The sequence below is a fragment of the Streptomyces sp. NPDC001920 genome, from assembly GCF_053594495.1.
In genome coordinates this window covers 1-23,948 of record NZ_JBSFEP010000019.1, presented here as the reverse complement: position 1 = coordinate 23,948, position 23,948 = coordinate 1, and the positions used below count along the sequence as shown (strand labels likewise).

At 66.8% G+C, this 23,948-nt stretch carries 23 protein-coding genes and 1 tRNA gene; 8 read left to right on the top strand and 16 right to left on the bottom strand.

All coding sequences use genetic code 11. From position 1 onward, the window contains the following. The first annotated feature begins 77 nt into the window (after positions 1 to 77). The 4 genes from ACWCPI_RS29000 (at position 78) to ACWCPI_RS28985 (ending at position 4,339) form a co-directional block, all read left to right on the top strand. Positions 78 to 1,004: a metallophosphoesterase gene (locus ACWCPI_RS29000; protein WP_451040924.1), complete on the top strand. Its 927-nt coding sequence runs from the start codon at positions 78 to 80 to the stop codon at positions 1,002 to 1,004. A gap of 199 nt (positions 1,005 to 1,203) precedes the next feature. Further along, a complete protein-coding gene (locus tag ACWCPI_RS28995; protein ID WP_451040923.1) occupies positions 1,204 to 2,013 on the top strand; it encodes a Pr6Pr family membrane protein in 810 nt (269 codons plus the stop codon). A 33-nt stretch (positions 2,014 to 2,046) separates the two neighbouring features. Continuing rightward, positions 2,047 to 2,120 (top strand) — tRNA-Pro (locus tag ACWCPI_RS28990). A gap of 266 nt (positions 2,121 to 2,386) precedes the next feature. After that, on the top strand, positions 2,387 to 4,339 hold the full coding sequence (locus tag ACWCPI_RS28985; protein WP_451040922.1) for a hypothetical protein: 1,953 nt from the start codon (positions 2,387 to 2,389) through the stop codon (positions 4,337 to 4,339). 139 nt (positions 4,340 to 4,478) lie between these two features. Here ACWCPI_RS28985 and ACWCPI_RS28980 read toward each other — a convergent pair whose 3' ends face one another. From ACWCPI_RS28980 to ACWCPI_RS28915, 14 genes are all read right to left on the bottom strand, one after another. Next, positions 4,479 to 5,240 (bottom strand): hypothetical protein, encoded by a 762-nt coding sequence (locus ACWCPI_RS28980; protein ID WP_451040921.1) that lies wholly within the window; start codon positions 5,238 to 5,240, stop codon positions 4,479 to 4,481. A 300-nt stretch (positions 5,241 to 5,540) separates the two neighbouring features. Further along, positions 5,541 to 7,055 carry a LacI family DNA-binding transcriptional regulator gene (locus tag ACWCPI_RS28975; protein WP_451040920.1) on the bottom strand — a complete coding sequence of 505 codons (1,515 nt, stop codon included), beginning with the start codon at positions 7,053 to 7,055 and terminating at the stop codon, positions 5,541 to 5,543. A gap of 72 nt (positions 7,056 to 7,127) precedes the next feature. After that, a complete protein-coding gene (locus tag ACWCPI_RS28970) occupies positions 7,128 to 7,433 on the bottom strand; it encodes a helix-turn-helix domain-containing protein (RefSeq protein ID WP_451041024.1) in 306 nt (101 codons plus the stop codon). Between the two features lie 206 nt (positions 7,434 to 7,639). Next, a complete protein-coding gene (locus ACWCPI_RS28965) occupies positions 7,640 to 8,806 on the bottom strand; it encodes a DUF3631 domain-containing protein (protein WP_451040919.1) in 1,167 nt (388 codons plus the stop codon). Positions 8,807 to 9,155: 349 nt separating this feature from the next. Further along, positions 9,156 to 10,046: a bifunctional DNA primase/polymerase gene (locus ACWCPI_RS28960; RefSeq protein WP_451040918.1), complete on the bottom strand. Its 891-nt coding sequence runs from the start codon at positions 10,044 to 10,046 to the stop codon at positions 9,156 to 9,158. After that, positions 10,043 to 10,750, bottom strand: coding sequence for a DNA methylase (locus ACWCPI_RS28955; RefSeq protein ID WP_451041023.1), 708 nt, complete (start codon positions 10,748 to 10,750; stop codon positions 10,043 to 10,045). Before ACWCPI_RS28955 ends, ACWCPI_RS28960 begins: the two co-directional genes overlap by 4 nt. Positions 10,751 to 10,888: 138 nt before the next feature. Further along, on the bottom strand, positions 10,889 to 11,350 hold the full coding sequence (locus ACWCPI_RS28950) for a hypothetical protein (RefSeq protein ID WP_451040917.1): 462 nt from the start codon (positions 11,348 to 11,350) through the stop codon (positions 10,889 to 10,891). A gap of 12 nt (positions 11,351 to 11,362) precedes the next feature. Continuing rightward, a complete protein-coding gene (locus ACWCPI_RS28945; protein WP_073492950.1) occupies positions 11,363 to 11,557 on the bottom strand; it encodes a hypothetical protein in 195 nt (64 codons plus the stop codon). 14 nt (positions 11,558 to 11,571) lie between these two features. Further along, positions 11,572 to 11,829, bottom strand: a complete 258-nt coding sequence (locus ACWCPI_RS28940) for a hypothetical protein (protein ID WP_037760950.1) — start codon at positions 11,827 to 11,829, stop codon at positions 11,572 to 11,574. Positions 11,830 to 11,970: 141 nt separating this feature from the next. Continuing rightward, complete coding sequence (locus ACWCPI_RS28935) at positions 11,971 to 14,196, bottom strand: cell division protein FtsK (protein WP_451040916.1); 2,226 nt, start codon at positions 14,194 to 14,196, stop codon at positions 11,971 to 11,973. A 93-nt stretch (positions 14,197 to 14,289) separates the two neighbouring features. Next, positions 14,290 to 14,661: an RRQRL motif-containing zinc-binding protein gene (locus tag ACWCPI_RS28930; protein ID WP_451040915.1), complete on the bottom strand. Its 372-nt coding sequence runs from the start codon at positions 14,659 to 14,661 to the stop codon at positions 14,290 to 14,292. Next, positions 14,661 to 15,656 carry a DUF2637 domain-containing protein gene (locus tag ACWCPI_RS28925; protein WP_451040914.1) on the bottom strand — a complete coding sequence of 332 codons (996 nt, stop codon included), beginning with the start codon at positions 15,654 to 15,656 and terminating at the stop codon, positions 14,661 to 14,663. The genes ACWCPI_RS28930 and ACWCPI_RS28925 overlap by 1 nt, the downstream gene beginning before the upstream one ends. Continuing rightward, complete coding sequence (locus tag ACWCPI_RS28920) at positions 15,653 to 15,943, bottom strand: hypothetical protein (protein ID WP_451040913.1); 291 nt, start codon at positions 15,941 to 15,943, stop codon at positions 15,653 to 15,655. The genes ACWCPI_RS28925 and ACWCPI_RS28920 overlap by 4 nt, the downstream gene beginning before the upstream one ends. Before the next feature lie 158 nt (positions 15,944 to 16,101). Then, on the bottom strand, positions 16,102 to 16,875 hold the full coding sequence (locus ACWCPI_RS28915; RefSeq protein ID WP_451040912.1) for a DUF4097 family beta strand repeat-containing protein: 774 nt from the start codon (positions 16,873 to 16,875) through the stop codon (positions 16,102 to 16,104). A gap of 488 nt (positions 16,876 to 17,363) precedes the next feature. On the opposite strand from ACWCPI_RS28915, the gene ACWCPI_RS28910 reads away from it, so the two are divergent. Together ACWCPI_RS28910 and ACWCPI_RS28905 are read left to right on the top strand one after the other, a co-directional pair. Beyond that, positions 17,364 to 17,744, top strand: coding sequence for a GntR family transcriptional regulator (locus tag ACWCPI_RS28910; protein ID WP_362668338.1), 381 nt, complete (start codon positions 17,364 to 17,366; stop codon positions 17,742 to 17,744). 158 nt (positions 17,745 to 17,902) lie between these two features. Next, positions 17,903 to 19,150 carry an XRE family transcriptional regulator gene (locus ACWCPI_RS28905; protein WP_451040911.1) on the top strand — a complete coding sequence of 416 codons (1,248 nt, stop codon included), beginning with the start codon at positions 17,903 to 17,905 and terminating at the stop codon, positions 19,148 to 19,150. Positions 19,151 to 19,241: 91 nt separating this feature from the next. Here ACWCPI_RS28905 and ACWCPI_RS28900 read toward each other — a convergent pair whose 3' ends face one another. Both ACWCPI_RS28900 and ACWCPI_RS28895 read right to left on the bottom strand, forming a co-directional pair. Continuing rightward, a complete protein-coding gene (locus tag ACWCPI_RS28900) occupies positions 19,242 to 19,511 on the bottom strand; it encodes a hypothetical protein (protein WP_451040910.1) in 270 nt (89 codons plus the stop codon). A 160-nt stretch (positions 19,512 to 19,671) separates the two neighbouring features. Further along, complete coding sequence (locus tag ACWCPI_RS28895) at positions 19,672 to 20,799, bottom strand: hypothetical protein (protein ID WP_451040909.1); 1,128 nt, start codon at positions 20,797 to 20,799, stop codon at positions 19,672 to 19,674. A 970-nt stretch (positions 20,800 to 21,769) separates the two neighbouring features. Here ACWCPI_RS28895 and ACWCPI_RS28890 point away from each other — a divergent pair. Beyond that, a complete protein-coding gene (locus tag ACWCPI_RS28890) occupies positions 21,770 to 22,804 on the top strand; it encodes a DUF3883 domain-containing protein (RefSeq protein ID WP_451040908.1) in 1,035 nt (344 codons plus the stop codon). Positions 22,805 to 23,069: 265 nt separating this feature from the next. After that, positions 23,070 to 23,738, top strand: a complete 669-nt coding sequence (locus ACWCPI_RS28885; protein WP_451040907.1) for a hypothetical protein — start codon at positions 23,070 to 23,072, stop codon at positions 23,736 to 23,738. Positions 23,739 to 23,948 lie beyond the last annotated feature (210 nt).

The following is a 23,948-nucleotide window of genomic DNA, read 5'->3' as shown; positions in this document are numbered from 1 at the left end:
GGCCCGTGCCGTCGCGGACGACGGCCTCGGGCGGGCGCCCGGAACGGGGCGCTCCTGCGGTCTGACACGATGGACGTATGCGCGCGCGATACGGAGTACCCCTGGGAATCACGGCGGTTGGCGCCGCCGGTCTGATCTACTCGGCGGGATTCGAGGCCCGTTCCTTCCGCCTGCGGCGGGTGACGGTCCCCGTCCTGCCCGCGGGGATGCGCCCGCTGCGCGTGCTGCAGGTCTCCGACATCCACATGGTCGGCGGCCAGCGCAAGAAGCAGCGCTGGCTGCGCTCCCTGGCCGGCCTGCGCCCGGACTTCGTGATCAACACCGGCGACAACCTGTCCGACCCGGAGGGCGTACCGGAGGTCCTGGACGCGCTGGGCCCGCTGATGGAGTTCCCGGGCGCGTACGTCTTCGGCTCGAACGACTACTACGGGCCCAAGCCCCGCAACCCCGCCCGCTACCTGCTGGAGAAGGTCCAGGGCCGCCACGGCCTGAACGGCAACCCGCCCGTGGTCGGCGCGATCCACAACCCCTGGGAGGACCTGCGCGACGGGTTCGACGCCGCGGGCTGGCTCAACCTGACGAACACCCGCGGGACGCTGAAGGTCGAGGGCGTGTCGGTGGAGCTGACCGGCCTGGACGACCCGCACATCAAGAGGGACCGCTACGAGCAGGTGGCCGGCGGCCCGTCCGGCGCCGCCGACTTCGCCATGGGTGTCGTCCACGCGCCGTACCTGCGCGTCCTGGACTCCTACACGGCGGACGACTACCCGCTGATCCTGGCCGGCCACACCCACGGCGGCCAGGTCTGCATCCCCTTCTACGGCGCCCTGGTCACCAACTGCGACCTGGACACGGACCGCGTGAAGGGCCTGTCCACCCACACGTCGCAGGGCCGTACGGCGTACCTGCACGTCTCGGCGGGCTGCGGCGCGAACCGCTACACCCCGTTCCGGTTCGCCTGTCCGCCGGAGGCGACGTTGTTGACGTTGGTGGAGCGGGAGTAGGGGTCGTCCCCGGAGGGGGTGAGGGGCCCGAGAGGGCGATCGCAGGACGCTGGGCGGGGACGCCGGGCGGCGGGCGGCGGACGCTGGGCTCTGGGCTCTGGGCTCTGGGTGGCGGACGCTCGGCGGGGAACGTCCCGGTGCTTAACCCGCACGGCCTACCCGTATCGCCCCTTTTGTCCACCCTGCTTAGCGTGAGGGCATGACCGCCCCGATACCCAGGGACATCCCGGATCTCCCCGCGATACCGGGCATACCCGTACTGATGCCCTCCCACGTCCCGGCCACCGCGGTGCGGGCCCCCGTGCGTCGCCCCGCGGCCGCCGCCTACCGCTTGCTGGTCGCGCTGGCCGCGGCCGGGGCGGTAGCGGTCGAGCTGGCCCTCGGCAGCCCCGTGCGCACCCTGAGCCACTTCGCGATCCAGAGCAACATCCTGCTGGCCCTCGTCCTCGCCCTCTCGGCCCGCCGGGCCTGGACCGCGCGGCGCCCCCTCCCCTCGGCCCTGACGGGCGCCACGCTGCTCTACGCCGTGGTCACGGGCCTCGTCTACCACCTGCTCCTGGCGAAAGGCGCCGGGCCCTTCGCGCTCCCGGGCGTCCTCACGAGCGAGGCGACCCCGCCGACGGGCTGGCACGCGATCACCACCCAGGTCCTGCACACGGTGACACCCCTCGCGGCCCTGCTGGACTGGCTGCTCCTGACGGCCCCCGGCCAGCTGCGTCTGCGCCGGGCGGCGACCTGGATGCTGTATCCCCTCACCTACCTGGCGTTCACGTTCATCCGAGGCGAGCTCCTGCTCCCCGGCACGCCGGCCCACTATCTCTACCCCTTCCTCGACGTGGACCGGCACGGCTACAAGAGCGTCCTGGGCAACGCCCTCCTCATCGGCCTGGCCATCTACGCCCTGGCCCTCGCCCTCGTGGCCCTGGATCACGTCCGCCCCAACCCGGTCCGCCACCGCCTGCACCGCCGCGCGAAAACCGGATTTCGTCTCCAGCCACCGGTGGGCTAAAGTAAACGTCGTCGCCGCGACAAGCAGTGACATCGGGGTGTAGCGCAGCTTGGCAGCGCGCTTCGTTCGGGACGAAGAGGTCGTGGGTTCAAATCCCGCCACCCCGACAGTGAAGTACCAGGTCAGGGGCCTGATCCGCTCAGCGGGTCGGGCCCCTGAGTGGTTTCCGGGGGCTCTTGGGAGAAATCTGGGAGAAGATCTTGAACACACCCCGGCTACGGGCTGCGGATCTAGACACCACCGACGGCGCCTTCCACTCATCCCAAATGCACTCCCACCCACCTAAGGCGGACGAGTACCGTTGCTCCTGACAAGGGCCACTGCTCTTGTCAGGACTTCTAGGGCTACGGCTCTAGGGGAGAAGGGGGCAGGCATGCCCAAATTTGTAGAGGTGCCGACAGAGGCCACGACTCACCTCATCCGCCAAGCATACGAGGCGGGCGGCCCTTATCAGTGGGCGCGAGAGGCATGGAAGAACTCCGAGGAAAGCGGCGCCTCGATCATCCACTTCGGGATCGAGGAGCAGGCCGCGGAACGACAGGGCGTCCTGCGTCGCACGATCATGGACAACGGCGCCGGGATGCAGCCGAACGACCTCAAAGTCTTCCTCACGACGTTCGGAGGCGGCGGTAAGCCCATCGGGGTTGACGGCAACTTCGGTCAAGGATTCAAGTCCTCCGTTTTGCCATGGAACCCGTACGGTGTGGTCGTCATCAGCTACACGGCGGAGGCGCCGGACGGTGCCATGCTGTGGATCTATCGGGACGGTGACGGCAACTACGCCCTCAAGGAGTGGTCCGCCGAGGATGAGAACGGCGAAACCAGGATCACGGATGTCGTACAGCCGTTCATGGATGATGACCACGGTTGCGACTGGAGCCGCATCCGCCCAGGGTGGATGACAACAGGCACGATCATGGTGTTGCTGGGGGCCGCCCCGGATGCCGATACCTACATGGGGGACCAGGACCCGTCCCGAACGGAGACTGTGGACGACCTGATTCGGTATCTCAACAGCCGGCTCATTGAGGTGCCACAGCGGGACGACGCACCAATCGAGACCACGGTCATTGATACCTACGCCAAGCGCAGCACAGACCGCCGAGACACCCGCGACAAGACCATCACACTGCCCGACGGCACGGCCATGGTGTGGCGCCCTCGGCGCATCTACGGCCTCCGGCACTACATCCCGGACGTCGCCGTGAAGGGCACGGTCACTGTCGATGAGCACGGCACTCAAGTGGACTGGTTCTACGTACCGGAGCCGGAGGCGCCCGTGGGCGGTACATCCGACTACATCGTCCAACGCCCTGTGGCGGTCGTGGACTACCAGGGTGAGGCCTATCACGCGGACCGGAGCAAGAGTCGGTACCGCTTGTTCGGCATCACCGACGAGATCATGGGGCGTACGTGGCTGATCGTGCGTCCGCCCATCTACAGCGACAGCCGGCCCACCCGGTGGGGTGTGATCACCCAAGCATCCCGCCACATCCTCTTCGGCAAGGGCGGCTTGGAGTTGCCCTGGGAGGAGTGGGGGGACGCCTTCTTCGACAACTTCCCTGGGGAGTTGGCCAAGGCGCAAGAGCAGGCCCGTGCACGGAACACCACGCAGACGGATCCGTCGATGGCGAAGAACCTGGCGCGGATCCTAGATCGTCTGAACCCTCGTTTTAAGGCATCTCGGGTCCTCAGCTCGGCGATGGGTAAGGTTCTTGGCAATCCGAGCGGCTCCTTCGCTGGTGCCCCTGGCTCGCGTGGCCCGCGGCCCGCTGGCGGAGCCGGGCGACCGGGCGGAACGGGTGGGACATCCGGGCCGCGGCACATCCTCGTGCCTACGACGACTGGCTCGGTGCAAGGTTCGCCTTCGCGCGTGCGGGGTGGATACCCCGCATTCGACTGGAAGCCTTTCGACCCTGACGAAAGCAAGTACCTGGCACAGTACGTACGCAACGCCACTCGTACCATCGAAGAAACAGAGTATCGAGGCGTTGTCTACCTCAACTCCGCTCACCCTGTTTTCGTGCAGGAGTTCGCTCACTGGGCCAACCAGATATGGCCTAAGGCCAATTCGGCGAAGGTGCAGGAGTTGGTGGAGCGGGTCTACGGGGAAGAAGCGGTAGCGCACGTGGTTCACGCCCAACGACTGAACGGAACTCTCGTAGGCAAGACCGAGGACGATGAGCCGATTCTCATCGGCGAGGAAGACGTTCGACAGCTCCTGGAACCCGCCGCTCTGTCCGCAGCGCTGCTGGGACTCGTAAACGTCGAGCAACGCATCCTGACCCAGGGCGGAGGACTCTTCGGGCGCCGCGCCGGCTCGTAAGGAACCGTCACACACCGGCAGAGGGGATGGAGCCACCTACCCAAGCGAGTAGGTGGCTCCGCCCCTTGCAGTGGAGCTGTTCTGCAGACTGGCCGAGGCGCCCACGGCAGGGACCCGAGGCCCTCGCAAATGACATGCGTCACCGCTCGGGCGGCTCCTGACCACGGCCGTCCTGCTTGGTGCCTTCGTCAACCTTCCCTGTCCGCTGGTCCTGGTCCCCTTGACCAGGACCAGCGATCTCGCCGGGGCGGCCCTCCTCCTGACCCTGCTCAGAACTCCCCTTGGTGGATCCGTCATCGCCCTGGATTCGCCGCACTATCTCCTGTACCTCACCCCCAGCATGTTTGTAAATTATGGGCCCATAATTGATGATGAAATCGTCAACCCCTGAAATATCCGGGAGCCCATCGCCCGTGTAGTAGCGGAACGTGAGGTAGATCATCGACGCCGCGACCCGCTGTAGTCTCCGCTTCCACGAACCGCTTATGTCTCCCTCTGGCGGATCGCCTTCTTTTCCCTTAGCCAAGTCCTCGACGTCGCGTACCTTATACCACATCTCCCAAAGCTCACCGTTGGCGCCTGCTATAAGGGCAGTGGCCTCCCTAGCCAGAATCTGTGCCTCATGAGTCGCATCGTCGTTAGCCTCTGGAGAACCGAATAGCCCAGCTGCCGCGTCGTCACGAACCATGCCTGGGAAGGCTTCCGTGAGGAAGTACTCGTCAAGCATCAGCTGTTCTATATTGATACGCAGACGGTGCCCAATACCGGCTACTGCTGCCAGTTCGGTTGGGGAGAGGTCAGACGCCTGCTCCGACTTGCTACTCCAAACACGATCAAGTTGGAGGATGAGTGTGCAGCGGTTGCTCACGTCAATTGCACGGAGCAGCGATTCGACATTCATTGCCTCATGAACCCCTCGTTCGGTGCTCTACTGCTACCGTACGCGCGACTGCGACGTACCGCCCGCTGAGCTGGGCAAGGCCTCTACCTCTGATTGACACTTCTCGCAATTTGAAGGCCTCGGCGGTTAGCTCCAGTCCGAAGGTCGAGGCCTGAACTGCTCCGGTCTGATGGGGGCTCGATCCTCTCAGGGAGTCGAGCCCCCATCAGACCCGGAGCAGTTCAGGCCTAGGTGCAGGGCCCAGCAATCAGGAGCCGCGCGATTGGATCGCACCACCCCTGAGATTGACTGTATTTCGCCTTATCGGTGCGCTCTCAGACGTTCCTGCAATAGATCGTTGAGTGCGGCGACCGGAGACGTGGAACACATCATCAAGCGGGCGTCGATGGATTTCTCCCACTCCGCAGTCAGGTTGGCCAACAGCTCCTCACGCATTTCTCGGGTGATGTGCGTGTAGCGCGACTGGACCGAACCGTCAATGTGCCCCATGCGCTCATCCATCAGCTTCGGCGGGGTGCGGAACCCCTCCATTCGCGTCTTGTGCGTGTGGCGCAGTCCATGGGGCGTAAGCCCCTTCGCGATCGGCACCCAGCAGGAGTCCGCGCGCGTATGCGCTCCTCTCCCCCGCGCTGGCACACCGGGCCAGGGGCTGGCGAGCATTGGCACGGGCCGCGCTTCCTGCGGCGCCTTCTTCGGGTACCAGCCGGAGGCGGCCGGCGTGAAGAGCCATGTGGCGAACCCGTTCCGTCGCCAGTGCTCAGCCTGGTCGACGGCGCCCCCGCCACGTGTGAACCCGAGAGCCTCGATGGCCTCCAGCACGCGCGCTCTGGTCGCTTCGGTTACGACGTCTGACCGGTTGAGGACGTTGGACACGGTGCCTGTGGAGACACCAGCGCGTCTCGCCACGTCGACCACCTTCGCGCCGGTCTCGCCGGTCCGGGACATGCCTTGCCCACGGAACACGTAGGTGTTGCCGTGGCACGAGCAGGGCTTGGGCTGAGTACGGGCGATGTGCCCCGTCCAGAGACGAGTGAGCCACCGCGGCGCGTCGATGGTGCGATAGCTGTCGTCCTTGGGAGGGCAACGCTCGAACTCCCCCGAGTCCAGTTCGTAGAGCTGCCATTCCACGCGTACGGCCGCACGCCGGATGAACTCAGTCTCCAACCCGACGATTTCGCCCCACCGCATACCCGTGTAGCCCTTGGTGACGACGGCAACAAACTCGTCATCTCGCCCGGAAAGGAGAGAAGCGCGCTCAGCGCACAGGAGAATTCCGAGCGGATCCGTTACCACCTTTTCGGGTCCGCGGTCGCGCGACCGGCCCGCGCGCTTTCCCCTGCCACGCCGCTTGGTGGCGGGGTTGGCGCTGATGAGTTCGTCGTCCACCGCGTCTTCGAGGACCAGGTGAAGCGTGCCACGCCACGTCTTCACGCTTGACGCGGCGTAGAGCGCCTTCTCCTTCTTCTCCCATGTGTCGACGTCTGTGCGCTGGATCGAGGAAAGCGGGCAGTCCTCGAACTCCGGGAGTAGGTGTTCTTCCAGGTGCCGACGGTAGTTCTGCATCGTGGACGCGGCGAGATCCTGCGCCGCGTACCACCGTGAGGCGTACTCACCGAAGGTGATTTGACCGGCCGCCGGATCCCTCCATGTGCCGCCCCGTACTTTGGCCTCTTCGGCATCGGCGGCTTGCTTGGCCTCGCGCTTCGTGCGGAAGCGAATGGCGTTGCCGTTCTCGTCGGCCACGGTGCCGTACTTGCCCGTTGAGATCTTGAAGCGGCCACGCCAGTACGTGCCGCGGTTCTCCGCGAACCCCATATTTCCTCTCATCACGAGCGATGGGCGGGAGCCGAAAACGGCTCCCGCCCATCGCGGTCTTTCGTCAGTTCGTCAGGCGGCGTTGCGCATACGTCGGGGGCGTCGCGCCCTCAGTTGCGACGCCGGTGCGTCCAAGGAGACGAACCTCCGCGGGCGCGTCGAAGTGCTCCTGGTCTGGGGCACATTCACTGGTTCGGGACGTTCCTCAAGGATGTGGAAGATCTCTTCGACGTGGCTCCGTGTGAAGCGGTAGCCGCTGCCACTCCGGAGGAACGGGATACGGCGTCGCCGTGCCTGTTCCTTCACCCACCACTCGGAGCAGTCGAGTGCTGCGGCTACCTCAGCAGCCGAGTAGGACTTGGGAAGGGGGGAGTTCATCTCACCCGGGTTCATGGCTCCTCTTCCTCTCAGGTCCGCTACTTCCGCTACCTCCGCTACCGCCCTGGTCAGGGGCATGATCGAGGTAGCGGATAGGGGTGCGGGTAGCGGATGGAGCCGCTACCGGCCCCGGGTTCGTGGCCGCGGGGCGGGTAGCGGACGGGGCGGCGCGGTAGCGGATGCGGAAGCGCGATCCGCTACCGGTTTTAGGTCTCTGACCTGCCCGGTAGCGGAGGTAGCGGAAGTAGCGCACTTTCCGCGGGGGGCGGGCAGTAGCGCTGCCACGCGTCGTGCAGATCGCTCGCGTAGTAGCCCTTCATGACGCTCCCGCCGGCCTTGATGTTGCGGGCCGCGATGGGGGTGTTGTCCGCGGTCATGTACTCCCGCAGCATCCGCGACAGCCCGCGGGCATCGAGCGGCTTGCCGCTCATGTCCGCCCACGGCGCCTCTTCGAGGCTGTGCAGCCTGTCGAGGATGGCGACGGTTGGCAAGCGGTCGATGCCGTTGAACACGTAGTCGCGCAGGTCCGTGAGCAGGCGGATACCGATGCTGCCCTTGTCGCTGGTCTTGGCCGCGTTCACCAGCTCGATGCACGCGGTGCGGGCGCGCTCCGGCCACGCGCCGCCCGCGGCGTCCGCGATGGCGAGCAGAGGCTCCCACACGTCCGCGGGCCGGTCGCTGATGCCCACCGGCAGTGCCGGGAACACCCCGTCGACCAGGTGGCGCACGGACTGTGCCCAGGCGGCGAGCCGGTCACGCAGCGCGTGGCCCTCCTTCTCGTGGATGCGCTGCCGGAACGGCTCAACCCGCTCGTTCGGTGCGCGGCGGCGCATGCGGACGATGACGGAGCGGGTCAGGATCGTGTCCGGCAGCGAGCCGAGACCGGCGACCGCGACCCCGCAGAACGACGGGAACTCCTGTACCTGCTGATTGGAACCGTCGCCCACGCAGCGCCACATGACGCCGGAACGGCGGTGCCCGGCGTTCAGGAACCCGCGGAGCTGTTCGTTCTCTCCGGCCTTGGGGCCAAAGACAGTGTCGATCTCGTCGAACAGGATGGTCGGCCGTCCCTCCATCCCGGACACCGCCCGGAAGAGTGCGGAGGCCGAGGCGTTGACCGCCACCATCGGTTGCGGCACGAGGGTTTCCACGATCTCCAACGCGCGGGACTTGCCGGAGCCCGGCTCCGGCGACAGGAACGCGAGCCGCGGTGTGGAGTCGAAGCAGTCGAGCAGGTGCGCGTGTGCGTCCCACAGCGTCACGGCGACGTACGCGGCTTCGAGGGGGAAGATGTTGAAACGGCGGTGGAAGGCTTCCACCTCATCGAGCAGTGCGGAGCCGTCCATGGCGGGTGCCGGCGGGTTGGCGCTCATGCCGCCTGCCTCCCTTCCTGGTTGGTGCGGAGCGGGCATGCGTCGCGGTGGGCGGTGTGGTCTTCGATCAGGGCGAGCACCTTCGTGTGACCGACGGCGCTGCGGTCCCTGCCGCACAGGCACTTTGAGGTGGCGGTAGGCACGGCGCCGCGCGGTGCGCAGATGCACAGCCACGCAATCGGGTACCGGCCGTCGCCCTGCCGTGGGTCAGGACGAAGAGCAGAAGGGACGCCCTTGCGGGCGGCGCCTTTCGGCTCGCCCACGGCCGGACGGGGCGCGGCTTGTGCGGCGGCGCGCGGACCGGTCCGGGTGGCGGGAAGGCTCTTCAGGGGATGGCGGGGAGGGGTGCTCATGCCGCCCTCCCCTGACCGTTGCGGGCAATCGACCAGTTCAGACCGCTACGAATGGTCGCTTCACACGACCGCGGCGACAAACCGGCCTGCTCCCCCGCCCACTGAAGAGCCTTCTCAACCTGCTCCCTGGGGAGGTCGCCCCACGCGATGAACCGCCCCAAGGCTCGCGCCGCCCGCAACAAGGTGGCGTTGCGCTCGCCCTCCGGGGCCTGCCGTACGGACGCGGTTTCCGCGTTCAAGCCCGCTGCGGCGTAGCTGGACGCCCGTACGGACGACGGTGCAGCCGTTAGTGCCCGCGAAGCCTGACGGGCCGTCAGGCGGGCGTACAGCCATTCCGGCAGTGGTGCGGGTGGCATGTCGTTGACGACCGCGTAGGCGCCCGCGGGGGTGAGGCTGCCGGGGGCAACGACGTAGCCACCCCACGCGCGGGTGTCGATGCGCTTGCCGAGCCGTCCGGCCGTGTTGCCGAGCCGGGCACCAGGCGGGGCGGTGAAGTACAGGTGGACCCCACCGCTCGCGGTCCGCACCGTGCGGGTGGTAGGCACGGTCTGCCCGGCGCGCTCGCAGAGCGCCGTGAAGGTCGTCACGCCGTTAGGCGTGTCCGTGCTGCTCTTGCGCTTGGGCATGTCAAGGTCGACGACGACCAGCCCGGACGGGCCGGTCGCGATGCCGACGTTGAACGGCAGGTCGCCCCACGCGCGGCGGATGCGGTCCGGGTCGATGGTGGCGCGCTCTTCCCACTTGCGGTGACCGCCGGCGCAGTCCCCGATGCCGGGGCAGACGTCCTCGCCATGCAGGGCCGGACGCTTGTCACCGGGGCGCAGCGGGAGGACAGCCCACCCTCGCTCCGCAGCGTCCAGCGCGGCGTACAGGAGGTGGCGGTTCATGCGGCCACCCCCAGGGCGTGGGTCGCGAGGAACGCGCGGCCAATCCACTCCGCGTAGGCGGGCGGGATGGCTTCGGTGAGTTCCTCGCGCACGTCGGTCCACGTGATGCCCATCGCGGCCTGAAGCTCCGCGATGGACGGCTTGCCCCCGCCGTTGCCGTACGCGGCCACGTACGGGCCGTCGTAGAAGCGGCCGTGCCGGTAGCCGCGCACCCGCCCGCGGTGCGGGACGTGCGCCGGCTGCTCGATGGTCCAGCCGCCCAACTCGAAGTTACGGTGGCGGATCACCCCGAGCCCGAACATCTCGCCGCACAGCGTGAGGTCTTTGCGGATCTCAGCGCGGCCATTGGGCTGCTCGATGACGTACGGCAGACCTGTTTTGTCGAGCAGGTCTCGGGTGGGCGCCACGAGGTCTTCGTGGGTTCCGCCCCACCCCTGGGACCGATTGGTACCCACGGTCAAGGCGCACTTGTCCTGGCACGGAGGGGAGGCGTGCACGATCGTGTACCGCTCGATGTCCCCGGAGAGGATGAGCGCGGCGAGCCGTTCGAGCGCGTCGCCCCGGTGGTGTGGGAAGGGGTAGTTCGGCCGGTCGGCGATGTCGACGCCGTCCACGACAAATCCGGCACGGGCGTAGCCCATGGCGGCGCCGCCGGCGCACGAGAACAGATCCAGCAGGCGCGGCCGGAGTCGGCCGCGCCCCATCGGGGTGGCATGGGCCGGATGGCCCTCGCCGAATGCACGACGTTGGGTCATGCTGGAGGTCTCCTTGTTCTGTTGGAGGGACAGGAGAACCGGGGCGGGCGCAGGCTTGTGGTGAGACGGCGCCCGCCTCGGGCGTAGCTAGCCGTGGAAGTGGTTGCGCTTGAAGACGGCCTTGCGGATGTTGACCGTGGTCCCGCTGCCGTGGCCGCTCGCGCTGAAGACCTGTACGGCGACCCAGCCGCCGAAGATGACGGCGGCGAGGGTGATGAGCTGAGTGATGAGCGCGGTCAGCGCGGTGATGAACGCGGTCAGCAGGAACAGTCCGCCGCAGACGGCACCGAACCCGATACCCCCGAGGGCGATGTTCACCGCCGCGCGGGAGACGGGCGGCTTGGCCGCGACGGGTTCGGGCTTGGCGGGTTCGAGGGCGTAGCCGGTTACGACGCGACCGTCCGGCAGGACGACACTCGTCACCGACGTGATGGCGCCCGGCTGTACCGGTACGACCGGCGCCGACGGCACCGGGGCGAGCGGAGTGGGCCGGTGGACTTCCACGGCCGCTTCACGACGGCCGGGTACGAGGTTGGCGTGCTCGTGCACAACGAGCCTCCTTCAGTTCCCGAGGGCGGACAGGGCGTCGGCGGACGCCTGCACGAGGTTGTGGATGGGCTCGTACGCGCCGGTCCCGGCGGCGAAGAACCCGAACAGGAACAGGACGATGGCCGCGCCGCCTCCGGCGGACTTGGTCTTGACGGCGAGGGCGGACGCGGCGCCGAACAGCAGCACGGCGGAGATGTTCAGGATCATTGGGAGCCTTCCGGTCAGGGGGTGTCGGTGCCGGCGCGGTAGATGCGGGCCCAGCGGTTGTAGAGCCAGCGGCCGACGCGTATGCGCTTGCCGGTGGCCTTGCAGCGGCGGCAGTCCTTGCCGCGCTTCATGCGGCCCTTGCGGTCGGTCTTCATCGCGAAGCCCCAGCCGTTGCACTTGCGGCAGTTGCCGAACGGCGAGGCAGCGCACACGGCGACGTAACACAGCGTTACACCCAGAATCAGGGTGATAGCGAGCAGGACAGGGGTCATGACGGGCCCTTCCAGGCGGGTTTCAGGGGTTTCCGCAGGTGGGCCGCTATCCGCTAGCGGCCTGATCAGAGCTGGTTTGGGGCGCTAGCGGGGCCGCTAACGTTAGCGGGGTATGCCGCTAGCGCTAGCGGCCCCGGACGGTCATCCCGCGTCCCGCTTTCCGTCACGCTCCGCAATCGCGGCGACGATGTGGGAGCGGTCGATACCGCGCCGGTTGACGACCTTGCCCTTCACCCGGCGGCCCACCTGGATGGTGGAGACGCCGTGCGGCTTGAGCGCGGCGGCGAGCCCTTCGGGGTCCCAGCCGTCGTAGACCTCCTCGCGCAGCTCTGCGAGCCGGGCGACGACGGTTTCGGACCACACCTTGGGCTCATCGGCCGGCACCACGGCGAGGATGTCGCGCAGCAGGTCATACGCGCTGGTGACCGGCTCGGGTGCCTCCCCGAGCGCGTGCCCGGACAGGGTGCCCGCTTCCTCGCGCAGGCGGCGAGCGCGGGCTCCGACGTCTTCGGCGGCACGGCCGTCGATGTAGATGGCGCGCACGATCCGGGCGTCCGAGCCTTCACCGACGAAGTAGTGAATGCCCTTGTCACCCCAGGCGAACATGGTCGCCCGCACGCCCCGCTTGTAGGCGGACGTGCCGAGCACCATGTCGTTTTCGAGCTGCCCCATGACCTTCAGGCACCAACGGGCCGACGCGTTCGCAGAGATGCCCGTGGGCAGCGCCTTGGCATCCGGGCGCTGCGTGGCGAGCAACAGCACGATGCCGGTGGCCGGACCGCGCTTGACCAGGTCGGTTGCGATCTCCTCGAACTCCTTGGCGTGCTCGGGGTGCTCGAACAGCACCTGGCACTCATCCACTCCGATCACGATCGGGTGCAGACCCAGGGAGCGCTTGTCAGCGAGACTGCTGGTCACCTTCGACTCCGGGCAGACATCCCGCGGAAGCGAGCGGATCACCTTGGTGCGGCGCCGCAGTTCCTCGCGCAGTGCCCGGAAGTCGTTCAGGCAGTACTCGATGGACTCGTCGTCGTCGCCCGCGGCGTGGCGGTGGGAGACGGCGTCGCCAACGGGGTCCAGGTCGCCTGTGCCCTTCATGTCGTAGGTGTGCAGCTCCGCGCGCGGGTCCAGCGCAGCGATGAGCAGCAGCAGCCTGAGCAGGAAGGTCTTGCCCATGCGCGGGATGGCGCCGATGACGCCCGCGATGTACATCAGCGTCGCTTCGACCCAGCGTCCGCGCTGGTCGGTGCCGTAGGCGACCGGCTTGAACAGGTCGACCGAACCCGACTTGAGCAACGGCCACTTGGGCTGCTTGGCGCGGGACATGTCCTGATCCCCCACCCACAGCACGAGGTGACCGGTGTGCTCATCCGGTACCGCCTCGGGCCACACGCACCCGAGCGGGCGGCGCAGGCCGGAAGCGAGCCGGTCGCGACGCTCGATGACGTCGGTCACCGTGACGCCGTACGGGAGGTTTCCCTCCGCGCGCCATCCGGGGCCGTCACGGGTGATCGGGGCGGTGAACTCGAATCCGTCGCGCCCCTTGGCCTGCGCCTGGTTGATGGCAGGGATGCCGAGAGCACCCAGCGCCCGCAGCACGATGTCACTGGTGAGCTTGACCGCCTTGGGCAGCTCCACCGCGCGGTGGATGACCGGGGCATCCGCACGGCGTCCGGCGAACCCGAGCGCCATCACGACCGCGCTCACCGACACCGCCTGAAGCCAGTCGGGGGCGAGCACGTAGATGGCGAGCGCGGAGCCGAGCCCGACGAACATGGCGAGCACGGCAACGAGGGTGCGCAGTCGGACGCGTCCGTCGCGCTGCCGCGACAGCTTCAGGTACTCCGCGGCGTCCTCACGCCGGACCGCGGCGAGTCGGACCGGTTCGCCCTCACGGTCGGCCACCCATCGCATCGTGCCGCCCACGAATCGGGCGGCGCCGGTCGGGGCTTGCAGGGCGAGCCGGGCGGCGTAGACCGGGGCACGCAGCGCGTGATACCCGGCAGCGTGGGCGTAGTGACGGGCCACCCACGCCGTGGCAGTCCGCAGTTCCGCCACCGACCGCAGCCACACGGGAACGACCGCACGGCGCTGGGCACCGAGCAGCCGACCGAGGTAGCCCGGACCGGTGGCCGTCGGGGTCGGCAGGTCGACCATCACGCGCGCGGTCGGGTCGCCCGACTCGGCACCCGACCGACCGGTCTCGGAGTCGGCCGACGGGTCGGAGGCAGGTCGGGCGGTCGGGTCGGCCGACTCGGTACGGGCCGACCGTGCCTTGTCGAGGTCGACTACCTCTCCCCCGGAGTCGGCGTTCATCTCGGCTTCGAGTCGGTTGAACAGTTCGTTGTCGTCGTCGGGGTGCTTCACTGATGGTCCCTTCCAATGGGAGGAAAGGCGGGGCCGGTCCGTCGCTGTAGGAGGTGAGCGGACGGGCCCCGCCGGATCGTGGTGCAGGGGTGTTCAGGCGGCGCGCTGTTCCTCGGGGTAGGCGCATGGCACGCACATGCCGAGCGAGGAAGGGATGACGTATCCGGCGTCCTGCCGGCAGGCGGGGCAGGTGCGGCGGGCACGGTTGGCCTTGGCGAGTGCGGCCCACTTGCCCGGCGTCATCGGCCGGACCGGTTTGGCGCGGTCGATGCGGTAGAGGTAGGCGACCAGCGGGCCGCGCCGGTAACGCGGGCGCATGATCTGTGCCGCGATGGACTGCCCACCGGGCCGTAAGCCGCGGGCGCGGAGCTGACGGCGGGTGGCCAACCCGTCCGGGGCGTAACGCCACGGGTAGGTGGGCAGTCCGTGCCTCGCACCGGTCGGGTCAAAGCACTTAGCGAACATCAGGCAGCCTCAGCCGTCGTGCCGTCGCCCTCCGCGTCGTCCACGGAGTGCAGCGGACGGCCGTTGGCGCGCTCTGCCTTCAACTTCTCCCGCAGCTTGCGGGCGTTGGCCTGCGAGACATGCAGCGTGGTGCGCAGACGGTCTGCGGTCAGCTCCGCCGCGGTCCACTCTGTGGTGACCGTGCGCGCCTCGGTCAGCGCCTCTTCGAAGGTGCGCTGCGCCTTGGCCTTGCCCTTGGCGGGGGTCCGGCGGCGCGGGCGCGGCTTGGCGTCGACCGGCGCCGGCGGATTGTCCGCCGGGGGCGGTGCGGGCGTCTCCTGCTCAGCAGCGGGGGCCAGGTCGCCCATGCGCAGCATCACGCGCTCGCGCCGCGGGGTCTTGGAGCGCCATTTACGGCCGTAGCGCTCGCGCAGGTCCGCGCGCGCCAACTGCCGCTCCTTCTCCCGCGCCAGCGCCTCGGAGTAGGAGGTGACCTCCCACAGCGTCATGCGGCGCCACAGCGCGAAGGTAGAGGGGAAGGCGAGCAGCCAGCGGGAGAAACGGATCTTCTCCATGCGGCGACCGGTGGCCGCGCCGATCCGTACGGCGTAGATGTGCGCGCCGATCTCGGAGAACACCACCCACAGCAGCGGCATCGTGCCGTGCGCCACCTTCGCCGACAGGGAGTGTCCGGCCGCGATGTTCAGCCCGCACGTGATCAGCGTGAGCACCCAGGGCACGAACCGCACCCACGCGAGCGCCATATCCATGCGGATCAACAGCAGGTTGGCCACTGTGAACACCGGAATGGCCACGTCGATACCGACCGGCAGCATCCACGGCTCGCCGAACCCCCAGCGGGCCGCGGCAGCGGACACCGCGTCGAAGGAAGAGATGAGACCGAGCGCGCCGACGCCGGCCGCGGCAAGCGCGCCAACTCCGGCGAGCCCCATCTCCGGCTTCGTCAGTGGCGGCACCCCGGACACAGGCGCCTCGGGAGCGGGGTTGGTGGTCATGCCGCTACCCCCTTGCGTGCCGCGCGGCGGCGCCGGGCGGGGCGGGTCAGGGGGATGACGTCGAACAGGTCCGGGCTCTCCTCGATGACCTGCGCGGCGATGCGGATCAGGTCGTCGGGAAGGTCGGGGTGGTCGGCGAGGATGTCGCGCGCCGCGTCCTCGCGGGCCGCGCGCTCTTCGTCCGTCTCGCCCTCGACCCCGAGCCACAGCTCAACCGGGGTGCCGAGCGCCAGCTCCGCGAAGTCCGCGGCAGAGATGGCCTGTTGGTGGCCGATGTACGTACGCATGACTGCTCCTGAAGTGGGAGGGACACGGAGCCGGAGAGCCGCAGGCGTTTGGTGAGACGGCGACTACTCCGGAAGAACCCGAGCCGCAGCACGGCAGGGGAAAGTGCCCCGACCAGGAGTCGAACCCGGTCTACGACCATCGGGGCAGTGGTGCAGGGTCAGCCGTTGCGAACGCGGCCGGAGACGGTGTTGGCGGACACGTTCAGGTGCCGGGCACCGGAGATGCGCACGTCACCGGAGACGCTGTTGGCGCTGACCTGCCCGGCGGCGCCATTGGTGGCCTGCACCCTGATGCCCCCCGAGGTAGTGCTCAGGGTCGCGCCGCGACCGTCGTACAGGTCGACCTCGATGTCACCGGAGACCGCCTGTGCGCTGATCAGCTCGGTGATGCGGCCGGCGTGGATGTCGCCGGAGGTGGTGTTGGCGCGCAGTTCCCGGACGCCATCAGCGTCGACGCTGCCAGAGACAGAACGGAACTCCATCCGGTCGACGTAGCCGAAGACCTCCGCGTCGGCGGACTGGGAGACGACCGCGAGGGAGGAGTGCGGGGGCAGGCACACCGTGGCCTCGATCGGGCTGACGGTCGTCATGGTGTTCGTGCCGCCGGAGATGACGCGGCCGTTGACGATGGTCACGCCGGTCACCGAACCGTAGACCGTGCCGACGTTCTGCACGATGCGGTTGCCGCGCCGGCTCTGCACCATCACGTTGCCGGGCATCTCCGGCACCTCAATGCCGAACGCCTGCCCGCTCTGCATGCTGCGGGCGCGGTTGATGGCGTCGGCCGCGGGCCCGGTGGCGTCGTCGGTACGCAGCACAACGCGGGCGGTGGTCAGGCTGTCGAGGACCTGAACGCGGACGCTGCCGATCGGCAGCGACAGGCCCAGCATGATGGGGCCGGAGGTCTCGGAGACGAAGGTGCGCTCAGTCATGGTCAAGCTCCCAAGGCTTGTTGGAGTGGAGCACGGGATGAGCGAAGGAGCGGGACGGCCGCGGCATTGAAGTGGTGAGACGGCGGCCGTACCGCGAAGCCCTCATGCCGCGATGCGGCGGGGCGGCGCCCCCGAACCGAGTCGAACGGTTCGTACGACCATCGGGGCGGTAGTGCATGTCTCCTTCATCGCGACCGCGCTCCCGTATCAGGTAGAGCTGTCCGGCCTCGAAGTAGGCGTATGGAGACGTGACCTTTCGGTCTAAGCCCTCCGGTTAATGACAAGGCGCCGGGTCGCCTCCCCCCGTCCGATGCGGGGCTCCTGGTCGTGCGGTCTTGCAGGTCAAGCACTTGCAGACACAGCCGGCGAAGCCCTTTCGGGCCTGCCGTACTGACATGTAACAGCATGTACTAGCACGTACCATGACGCAAGAGGGCCGCGAAGATTCGTGCTAGGTCGTACTAGGGGTGGGTACGCTCGATGGCGTGATGAGCGCTGAAATCTCGAAAGACGACCCCAGACCGGAGTCCGAGCAGGCGGCCGACATCCTGCGGCAAGAGATCTTGCGTGGCGACATCGAGCCGGGGGCTCATGTGGGCTCCGTGCGAGACTTGGCCACACGGTTCAAGATCTCGGGAATGACGGTGCAGCGAGCCCTTTCGATCCTCCGTGAGGATGGACTCATCCTGACCACATCCCGCGGCAGCTACGCCCGCGATCCGCAGCAAGCCACTGAAGCCAGCGAGGCCGACGCAGGTGTCGACCTTCCCGAAGTCCTGCGTCAGCTCGAACATCTCACCTCCCAAGTCTCGGAACTCCGCGGCAGGCTCGAAGCGCTAGAAAGCCGCTCCGTGCCGGGTGGTGCGTGATCTGCAACCAGCATGCGAGTAACGGAGGGTGTGACGTAAGTGACAGCCAGGGGACGGCAGAGCGGAGGAGGGGACATGTCCGGTGACACCCCCCTGTCACCTTCCCTGTCCCCCCGGCTCGCGCGCGAGACTCGGAGTAGGCACTCGGAGGAGGGCGCATGACCGACGACAGGCCCGCATGGGCGCGACGCATTGCGGCTGAACGGATGGCGCGCGATTGGTCGCAGCGTGACGCAGTCAGGGCACTGCGGGCGCACGCTCCCACGGAGCTGCCCGCGGAAGACAGCATGATTCGCCAGTGGAAGCGCTGGGAGTCAGGCCAGATGCCGAACGACTTCTACCAACCGATCATTGCGGCCCTTTTCGGCACCGTGACGAACGCGCTCTTCCCAGCGCCCTCACGGCGAGACGGGGACAGGGAGATCCTGGCAGCGTCCGGCATGGAGACGCTGGAGATCGTGAGCCGTCTCAACCGGTCCGACGTCGACAACGCCACTCTTGACGCTCTGCGGATCACGACGGACCGACTCGCCTCGGAGTACCCGTTCATGCCGAGCGAGCAACTTCTCATCGAGGGGCGGCAGTGGCTTCGCCGTGTCGTCGAACTTCACTCGAAGAGCCTCACGCTCGCGCAACACCGTGAGGTTCTCGCGCTGTCCGGTTGGCTCGCCCTGCTGGTCGGATGTGTCGAGTACGACACGGGCGACCGCCACGCGGCCGAGTCGACGCGACAGGCTGCGCTCTCCCTCGCAACCGAGGCTGACCATGCGGAGGTTGCCGGGTGGGCGCACGAGATGCGGGCATGGTTCGCCCTCACGACCGGCGACTACCGCGGCGTCATCGCGGCGGCGCGGGCCGGAGCCGAGACGGCGGCGCACCACGGCGTGGCCGTGCAGCTCGCTGCCCAGGAAGCCAAGGCATGGGCGCGGCTCGGAGACCGCCGGCAAGTCGAGGTCGCCTTGGACAAGGGGCGGCGAATGCTCGAAGGGATGCCGCACCCCGAGAACCTGGACAACCACTTCGTGGTGGACCCCGCCAAGTTCGACTTCTATGCGATGGACTGCTACCGCCTGGTCGGTGAGGACAAGCTCGCGCGCACGCTCGCCGAAGAGGTGCTGAGGGTAGGAACGGACTTCGACGGCACCGACCGCTCGCCGATGCGTAACGCTGAAGCTCGCGTCACGCTGGGCGTCACGGCGGCACGCGAGGGCGACTTGGAGCAGGCACTCATCATGGGGGAGCGGGCCCTCGAAGGGGACCGTAAGTCGGTCCCCTCACTGATCATGACCAGCCGCGAGCTTGCTGCCGAGATGCGCCGCCGGTACAGCTCCGAGCCGGGGGCACAGGACTACCTCGCGCGGCTTCACTCACTCGCTGAGCAGAAGCCCGGATTCATGCCCCGATGAGCGGTCTGCTCGTTGCGGCAGATCAGAAACTACCGCAACAACCCAAGAGCACGGGCCGTCAGTCAGCACGGCGCGTCTTCCGAGGGGACCCTCAGGATGTCGGCCCGTGCTGCCAGCCGCGCTTCTCAGCCTTGTCGCGCAAAGCGCTGGCACGCCTCTTCTGCTGCTTTGCGCTCGGTGCAGCCTTGAAATCGACGAACGCATGCCCCGGAGGGCGTTCCGCCCCATCATCGACTTGAGAATCGTCTACCGCATTGAGTCCCACCTCTTGCACCTCGGCAATGTCCACGCAATAGACGCCGATCGACTTCAACCCCACCACCTCAGTGTGGTGCTGATGGGCAGCCTCGGCGGTGACCACTGAGGCTCTCGTCACGGAGAGTTCACCCGAGTCTTTAGGGGTGGGACTGAAAAGTTGACTGGTAACTCGTCCTTCATGGACCCAGATGGGATGAACTTGGCGCCATAGCTTCTCTTCTAGATCCGTTATCTCGAACTCACCAGGACGAAGGTTCGAGCCATCAGTCGGCATATTCAGTGATCCCCCCGATCACGAACTCTGTAATCTCGCTCAACTGGCGCCAGTGGAACGTCCGATCGCTCTCCCGATCATCTTCTTTGGAGAACGCGTAAGCTTCCACCTTCTCATCTGACGTAACGGTCAGCGTCACTTCACCCGCCGAATAGGGCCACTCCAGTTGTACGCCGCCATCCTCCGTCGGGTAGATGTAAGGACGCTTAACTTGCTCGTCCAGGAACTCCAGTAGCAACGACTCTGCCTCACGGAGGACCTTGCGGCTTACCTGTTGCCCCACCCCGTCCAGCCAACCAGCTTCGAGATCGTGCAGCTCAGTCAGACGCTCCGACCACTCAGGCGGAAGAACCGGTTCAATGGACAGGACGTCTTGAATTTCGATAATCTCTTCATTCATCGACTGAATGGCCACAGCATTAATGGCAACAGTCGGCGCCATCGTCGAGAGATCAAGATACTGCTTCAGATCCGCAACAATGTCATCCGAAGAGAAGCGGCCGGGAACTACCTTGTCACCCCGGGTCAGCCGGAATTCGAAAATACCCTTGTCCGCACTAACCCCAACCACTTGCCCTGAGACCAGCGTTTCGATCTCAAATCTTTCGAGGCGTGCCTGCTCTTGGATCTGGCGACGAACAGGCTGCGAGTAAATGACAGCATTGGAAGTTCCGCTATCGAATTCGATGAGTTCATCGTCCCGCAGGCTTCTTCCGAAACGCGAGAACTCACGCAAGGCATGCGGCGGAAATGTTCGAGGAATGCCCGATCCGTCCTGGATCGACCGAAGAGCGTCTTGAATAATCATCCGTGCCTCTTCGAAGATGCCCGCGTCACGATCATCGAAGAGTGCATCAGCGTCGACTGCGGTCCTCTCCAGGACCGGAATCACACTCCCTCTGCGGATATCCGAGAGGCGGAGCGAGAAGGAAGAAGCAAATCCCCTGGGGACACGTTGGCGCGATGCGTGGCGCTGCTTGTAGAGCCCCCGAGCGACGTCCACTACCAAGCGCTCATACCTGGCGAACTCAGCCAGGACTTCAACAGGCAAGCCTGGCTGCTCGTAGCGCCCGCCTTGCAGGCGCCATGATCCAAAAGCGCGACTGTCCGTCCCCATACCCCCCACCCTACTGAGACAGCGCCAGAACCCCCTGATGTCGCACTCCAGCGCAGATCAATTTTGCTCTGTCGCCCCCTCAGAAGCAATCGAACAACATCTCACCTTGAAGCCCCTGGGGCACGTCTTCCGTCTCACCGAAGATTGACCGACGGCGTCAGCTCCGCTTCCCGAGGCCTGGCAATCCGCCGGACACAGTCCGAACGCTGCTCGACGGTTCGTCGACCACAGGCCTGTGTGGCTCGGGAACCGCAGGCTTTTGCACAGCCTTCAGTGGTGGAAGAAGGAGCGGTTCACCGCCCCGTGGAGGTGCCACGACCTCGCCCGAGGCTGAGCAGGCTGCGACTTCCCCCGGCGCTTGGTGTGAGTAGAGGCGGCCCGTCCGGGTGTTGACTTTGGTAGTCGCACCACAGTCGGCGCATTCATGTCGGATCGCGTCCGGGTTACGCACTCTGTCCCCCTCCGAGTGGCCCTGGCGGCCGGCGCGCCTCGCCCGGCTGGCTCTAATCGTGGCCCACACGCCCCCACCGCGGTAGAGCACCGCGGGGCCTGACTGCTCAACCTTTACCGAGGGAGAGACGAGATATCACGGCCGCGATGCGCTGCGTTGACATGCGGGAATCGAGTCCTGGGGGGCATGTCTGGGGGGCCAAACGAGGTGGTCGCCCCAAGACCGTCCCGGAGGGTAGTGGACTGTGACGGAGGTGAAGGAGCAGGTCAGTCCCCCTGGAACGACGTCAGAAGGGGGTCTGATCGCGTTCGGGACGAAGAGGTCGCTACCGCCGGGCTGCTGCACAGCGCATGTAGGTGGCACTTGGTGGGCGCTCGTTAGCACGGGCCTGAGCCTGGCGTGGGCGCTGGCGCCCACGCCAGGCTCAGGCCGTAAGGCGGTGCCCTCGAATGCGCCCACGGATCCAAATGGCCCTGACAAGATCGGCGGAAGGACAAAGGCTGCTAGTCAAGGGGAACCATGCCCGTCAACAGGTGGTGGCGACACGACCCGAACGAACGCTTCTGGCTGGAGATTACGAACCGCGAGGACATCGGCACCAACCTGCTCGCACCCCAAGTCAATGACCGGGGCGAGGAGTACTGGTCCTACGCACTCGTCCGTGAGGTACGGCCCGGTGACCTCGTTCTGCATTGGGACAAGAACCACGGCCCCGGAGTGGTGGGGTACTCCCACGTTCGGGGTGAGGCTTTCGCATCCACCATCACCTGGCAGAGCCGAGGCACCTACGGTCGGCAGCGGAGTACATCGGGCCCAGAGTCCGCTTGGGAGGCGCCCCTGGGCGGGTATCGGCGATTGAAGCATCCAGTCACGCAGGCACGCCTGCGTGAGATCGAGCCGACTATCCGAACGCTGCGGGATCACCTCGCAGAGGCAGTCGAGGGGCCGCTCTACTTCCCTTTCGCCTTGTCGGCCACCCGGCCCCTCCGAGCCGCACAGGGATACCTGACCAAGCTGCCACGGGCACTGGTGGAAGAGCTCCCTGAGCTTCTGGAGCTACGCCAGACTGCGACCTCCGAACCCCATGAGGCGGAAGCACCCGGCCCTTCGCCCTCTTCGTCAACGAAGCTGGCGAGGTCTTTCGGCTACGGTCGCCAGCGCGACGCCAAACGGCGACAGGCTGTCGAGCGGTACGCCATGGATCTCGTACTCGGCCACTACCGCTCGCTGGGCTATGAAGCTGAGGACGTGGGTGATCACTCGCCGTGGGACATCACCGTGCGCAAGGACGGGAGCGAGACTCACATAGAGGTGAAGGGCAGCACGACCACCCGCGAGGCTATCGACCTGACCGAGGGAGAGGTACGCCACGCTGAAGGCATATCTACCTGCCTCATAGTGATAGATCAGATCGAACTCGACGACGATCTCCGCTGCCGTGGCGGACGTTGGCGGACGTGGACTGCGTGGGTGCCAAGGCGGGAAGAGCTTGTTGCCACCGCGTACCGCTACCCACTTCCAGAGGGAAGCCACCAGGGTCGTCCTCCGGCCTAACAACCGCCCTCCCCACGCGCCCTGACGCTGGGAGAAATCTGGGAGAAGATCTTCTCCCGTTGCCTCCCGGACGCCTTGCCAGACCTATCGATACCAAGGCGCTGACCTGCATAAACACTCCACAGGTCAGGTCTGGATCTCGCCCTGACCTTATTCGGGACGAAGAGGTCGTGGGTTCAAATCCCGCCACCCCGACAGCCGAAACACCAGGTCAGGGCCGGTTTCCCTTCACGGGAAACCGGCCCTGACTCGTTCGGCAGGTGGGGTGCCTACTTCCAGATCGCTTGCAGCCTCCGACGAGATACGTGCGTATCTGGTCGATCAGTTGAATCTCGCCCTGCTTCGTCCCGGAATGTTCGGGAAGGAGCCGGAGCTGGCCCTGCGCATGCTGATGGATCACTTGCTGTTCGTGGAGTGCCAGCCCGAGGCCTTGGCCGAGCAGCAGCGGAGCTGGGAAGAGCGCGGCGCCTGGTCCAGCACCGGCGTCGCGGGCGTGTTCCGCAATCTGATCCCGGAACGCTATTACGAGTACGGGATTGCTTCGGTGTATGCCGAGTTCGCACACCACCGCGGCTGGCTCAAGCCGGACCGCGTACTGGACCCTGACGAATACGCAGTCCTGCAGGGGGCGGTCCGCCAGTGGGCGGGAGAGGACCGTGTGTGGACGGACGTTGTCGACGAGTTCGGTAACCCGTCCATGCTGTTCGGTAGCAACAACCCCTACTACGGCAAGACCCTGGGCTACCTGACTGAGAACTCGGAGGAACCGATGGTGTCCTTCCATCTCTGGAACGGCAGTGCTCCAGGAGCTGAGCAATCATGGCCACCTGAGCACGAAGAACCCCTCCTGCTTGCAGTGCGTTTTGGATCGGGGCCTTTCCGCCAGACCTTCACCTTCACCCCAGAGGGCCGGCGACGGCTCCCCGTGGAGTAAACCTCCAGGACAGCGGGTGTTCGGTTCTTGCTCGGCTGCCGATTCGGTCACTGCGCTGGTGTAGCGGAGGGTGGCCTTGACCCCGAGGGAGAAGACCCGTCGATCGGGGCCAGTCTCGGTGCGTCAACCGGCGACGGTGGTCAGGTTGCCGGGCACGTAGGATCCACCCTGGTTGTTGAGGATCACGCCGAGCCGGTTGGTCGCGTTGAT

Excerpts from the sequence above, each read along its gene's own strand:
- ACWCPI_RS28995 (WP_451040923.1), top strand. The coding sequence starts at position 1,204 with ATGACCGCCCCGATACCCAGGGACATCCCGGATCTCCCCGCGATACCG.
- ACWCPI_RS28930 (WP_451040915.1), bottom strand. The coding sequence starts at position 14,661 with ATGTTCGCTAAGTGCTTTGACCCGACCGGTGCGAGGCACGGACTGCCC.
- ACWCPI_RS28920 (WP_451040913.1), bottom strand. The coding sequence starts at position 15,943 with ATGCGTACGTACATCGGCCACCAACAGGCCATCTCTGCCGCGGACTTC.
- ACWCPI_RS28980 (WP_451040921.1), bottom strand. The coding sequence starts at position 5,240 with ATGAATGTCGAATCGCTGCTCCGTGCAATTGACGTGAGCAACCGCTGC.
- ACWCPI_RS28965 (WP_451040919.1), bottom strand. The coding sequence starts at position 8,806 with ATGAGCGCCAACCCGCCGGCACCCGCCATGGACGGCTCCGCACTGCTC.
- ACWCPI_RS29000 (WP_451040924.1), top strand. The coding sequence starts at position 78 with ATGCGCGCGCGATACGGAGTACCCCTGGGAATCACGGCGGTTGGCGCC.
- ACWCPI_RS28915 (WP_451040912.1), bottom strand. The coding sequence starts at position 16,875 with ATGACTGAGCGCACCTTCGTCTCCGAGACCTCCGGCCCCATCATGCTG.
- ACWCPI_RS28955 (WP_451041023.1), bottom strand. The coding sequence starts at position 10,750 with ATGGGGCGCGGCCGACTCCGGCCGCGCCTGCTGGATCTGTTCTCGTGC.
- ACWCPI_RS28890 (WP_451040908.1), top strand. The coding sequence starts at position 21,770 with ATGCCCGTCAACAGGTGGTGGCGACACGACCCGAACGAACGCTTCTGG.
- ACWCPI_RS28960 (WP_451040918.1), bottom strand. The coding sequence starts at position 10,046 with ATGAACCGCCACCTCCTGTACGCCGCGCTGGACGCTGCGGAGCGAGGG.
- ACWCPI_RS28985 (WP_451040922.1), top strand. The coding sequence starts at position 2,387 with ATGCCCAAATTTGTAGAGGTGCCGACAGAGGCCACGACTCACCTCATC.
- ACWCPI_RS28945 (WP_073492950.1), bottom strand. The coding sequence starts at position 11,557 with ATGATCCTGAACATCTCCGCCGTGCTGCTGTTCGGCGCCGCGTCCGCC.
- ACWCPI_RS28970 (WP_451041024.1), bottom strand. The coding sequence starts at position 7,433 with ATGAACTCCCCCCTTCCCAAGTCCTACTCGGCTGCTGAGGTAGCCGCA.
- ACWCPI_RS28910 (WP_362668338.1), top strand. The coding sequence starts at position 17,364 with ATGAGCGCTGAAATCTCGAAAGACGACCCCAGACCGGAGTCCGAGCAG.
- ACWCPI_RS28975 (WP_451040920.1), bottom strand. The coding sequence starts at position 7,055 with ATGGGGTTCGCGGAGAACCGCGGCACGTACTGGCGTGGCCGCTTCAAG.
- ACWCPI_RS28940 (WP_037760950.1), bottom strand. The coding sequence starts at position 11,829 with ATGACCCCTGTCCTGCTCGCTATCACCCTGATTCTGGGTGTAACGCTG.
- ACWCPI_RS28905 (WP_451040911.1), top strand. The coding sequence starts at position 17,903 with ATGACCGACGACAGGCCCGCATGGGCGCGACGCATTGCGGCTGAACGG.
- ACWCPI_RS28895 (WP_451040909.1), bottom strand. The coding sequence starts at position 20,799 with ATGGGGACGGACAGTCGCGCTTTTGGATCATGGCGCCTGCAAGGCGGG.
- ACWCPI_RS28925 (WP_451040914.1), bottom strand. The coding sequence starts at position 15,656 with ATGACCACCAACCCCGCTCCCGAGGCGCCTGTGTCCGGGGTGCCGCCA.